The sequence below is a fragment of the Oleiphilus sp. HI0086 genome (assembly GCF_001635225.1).
This window is the reverse complement of record NZ_LWFZ01000852.1, coordinates 1-2574: the sequence shown is the minus strand read 5'-3', so window position 1 is coordinate 2574 and position 2574 is coordinate 1. Positions and strand designations below refer to the sequence as shown.

Annotated in this window: 4 protein-coding genes and 1 tRNA gene; all 5 read right to left on the bottom strand. The window is 44.1% G+C overall.

Annotated elements, in window-relative coordinates; all coding sequences use genetic code 11:
• On the bottom strand, positions 1–911 hold a 911-nt coding region (nusA, locus tag A3756_RS15380), incomplete at its 3' end, for a transcription termination factor NusA (protein WP_068553818.1).
• A 26-nt stretch (positions 912–937) separates the two neighbouring features.
• Positions 938–1471 (bottom strand): ribosome maturation factor RimP, encoded by a 534-nt coding sequence (rimP, locus tag A3756_RS15375; protein WP_068515210.1) that lies wholly within the window; start codon positions 1469–1471, stop codon positions 938–940.
• 394 nt (positions 1472–1865) lie between these two features.
• A tRNA-Leu gene (locus A3756_RS15365) sits at positions 1866–1950 on the bottom strand.
• A gap of 13 nt (positions 1951–1963) precedes the next feature.
• Positions 1964–2359 (bottom strand): preprotein translocase subunit SecG, encoded by a 396-nt coding sequence (gene secG / locus A3756_RS15360; RefSeq protein WP_068515214.1) that lies wholly within the window; start codon positions 2357–2359, stop codon positions 1964–1966.
• 84 nt (positions 2360–2443) lie between these two features.
• On the bottom strand, positions 2444–2574 hold a 131-nt coding region (locus tag A3756_RS26145), incomplete at its 5' end, for a triose-phosphate isomerase (RefSeq protein ID WP_197481328.1).

Sequence of the window (2574 nt, the reverse complement as noted above, 5' to 3'; positions counted from 1 at the left end):
TCGTCTACTACGATAGAAGCAACCTCGGCAGGCCTCATGGCGTTAACCACTAGCTGAGCCGGGTTATCATCCCAGACGATGATATCGACACGCTCATTACCTAACTCACCTGAGACGGCCTGAACTCGTGCTCCACGCATACCAACACAAGCACCAACCGGATCAATTCGCTTATCATTAGTTTTTACAGCGATTTTAGCTCGAGAACCTGGATCACGCGCCGCGGCACGAATCTCGATAACTTCTTCTGAAATCTCAGGCACTTCAATTTTAAACAACTCGATCAACATACCTGGCGCTGAACGGCTCAGAATAAGTTGAGGGCCACGAACTTCAACTCGAATTTCTTCTAGAAGCGCCCTAACACGGTCGCCCATTCGGAAAACTTCACGAGCGATCAGATTCTCACGAGGAAGTAATGCCTCAGCATTGTTACCTAGATCAACAATCACATTATCTCGTGTTACTTTCTTCACGGTACCTGAAACAAGTTCACCGACGCGATCGCGATAACTATCGACAATCTTCTCTCGCTCTGCTTCGCGAACTTTCTGGACAATAATCTGCTTTGCTGCCTGAGCACCAATTCGACCGAATGAAATTGATTCAACCTGTTCGGTATGAATATCGCCTGGTTGCAGAGATGTATCTATTTCCTCTGCTTCCTGCATTGTCAACTCGGTACCCAAACCTGGAACAGCTTCATTATCAACGATAGTCCAATGCCTGAAGGTTTCGTGATCACCCGTCTTACGGTCGATCTTAACTTCAATATTGGCGTCTTCTTCGTCTTCGTAACGTTTTTTGGTTGCTGCCGCTAAAGCCAGTTCAATCGCTTCAAAAATAATATCTTTTTCAACACCCTTTTCATTTGAAACTGCTTCAACAACTAGCAAAATTTCTTTATTCATCGCGTCATTCGCTCCAATCTTCAAATTCAATCAAACTGCGGCACTACGTTCGCTTTTTCAATCGCTTCAATAGGAAATAAAAATTCTTCTTCACCAACCTGAAGAACAATATCATTTCCTTCCAATCCTTTTAGTAAACCACTGTACTTGCGACGACCTTCATAGGCCATGCGTAATTTCAAGGCAACTTGGTGCCCCTGAAACCGTTCATAGTGATTTAGCTTATATAATGGACGATCCATGCCTGGCGAAGAAACCTCCAAGGTATACTCTCCGTTTATCGGATCTTCTACATCCATTACACCACTCAACTGACGGCTCACCAGCTCACAATCTTTGAGCTCTATGCCGCTTTCCCTGGCCTGTTCCTCAGTGATATTTTCATCTACTTCACCAGGGACTTCAGTTTCTTGTTTTTCTTCGGTTTGTGCGCTTTCAATAAACACACGCAACACAGAGTGCTTACCCTGGGACATATATTCAATACCCCAACACTCGTAACCCAGCCCTTCAATGACCGGTTCAATCAATTCTTCTAACAGCTTCTTTTTTGCAGACAATGGCAGTACCGTTTTTCATATTTCAGAAACAAAAAATGGGCATAAAGCCCATCACACGAAAAAGCCACCACAACCTTAAACAACCGAGCCTCTGAGTAACACTCAAGAGACCACCAAAGGCGGCTTTTACCAGATTTTTCTCACGCATCGTTGATTTCCACAAGCTAACATCTAATAAATCAACATCAGCAATATTAATCAAAGCAATAAACAAGCTTGGACTATACTCGTGCGCAGCAATATTCGGCCGCATTATATGCACCAAACCTTAATGGGTCAACCGTTAAGCACTGTACCTTACAGTTCATTACCCACAATTGATCTATTACTTGAACAAATAACTTAAACCCAGAAAAGCAAAAAGCCCGTCACAAACGTGACAGGCTTTCTAAGTTGGTGCCCAAGGCCGGACTTGAACCGGCACGGCTTACGCCACTACCCCCTCAAGATAGCGTGTCTACCAATTCCACCACTTGGGCAAAAACCAAAAACTTATTCTAACTCTGGCGCCGCTGACTCGGCAGGCATCGCATCTTTCGCAGCCGTATCAATTGACTCACCGCCTTCTAACTCTGTCGCCGACTCATCAGTTCCTGAGGTTTCAAGCTCAGCAACAGGCGCAATGAAATCATCTGCAGAAATTTCTGATTTCTGCTTAGCGATCACCGCCAGAGAAATACTGGTAATAAAGAATACAATCGCAAAGTATTTGGTCATATGTGTTAGGAAGCTACCACTACCCTGACTACCAAAAACGGTTTGTGACGCACCACCACCAAAGGAAGCACCCGCTTCAGCACCCTTACCTTGCTGCAGCAAAACCAAACCAATCAAACCTAGTGATACCAGAATATGCACCACAATAACGGCAGTCTCTAACCATTCCATACTTTTAGCCTATTTTTCTACTCTAGTTGCCCGCCCCATCAAGAGCCTCAAACTCTTAATTGCAACAAACAACAATAAAAATTACTAACCAGCGCTCTTACAGATTTGTAAAAAGTCGCTCACTTTTAATGATGCGCCACCAACTAGCCCACCATCAATATCATCCTGACCAAACAATTCTTTGGCGGTTTTTACATTAACACTACCACCGTACA

Bases quoted from the DNA above. Each gene is read 5' to 3' on its own strand.
- secG (WP_068515214.1), bottom strand. From the start codon at position 2,359: ATGGAATGGTTAGAGACTGCCGTTATTGTGGTGCATATTCTGGTATCA.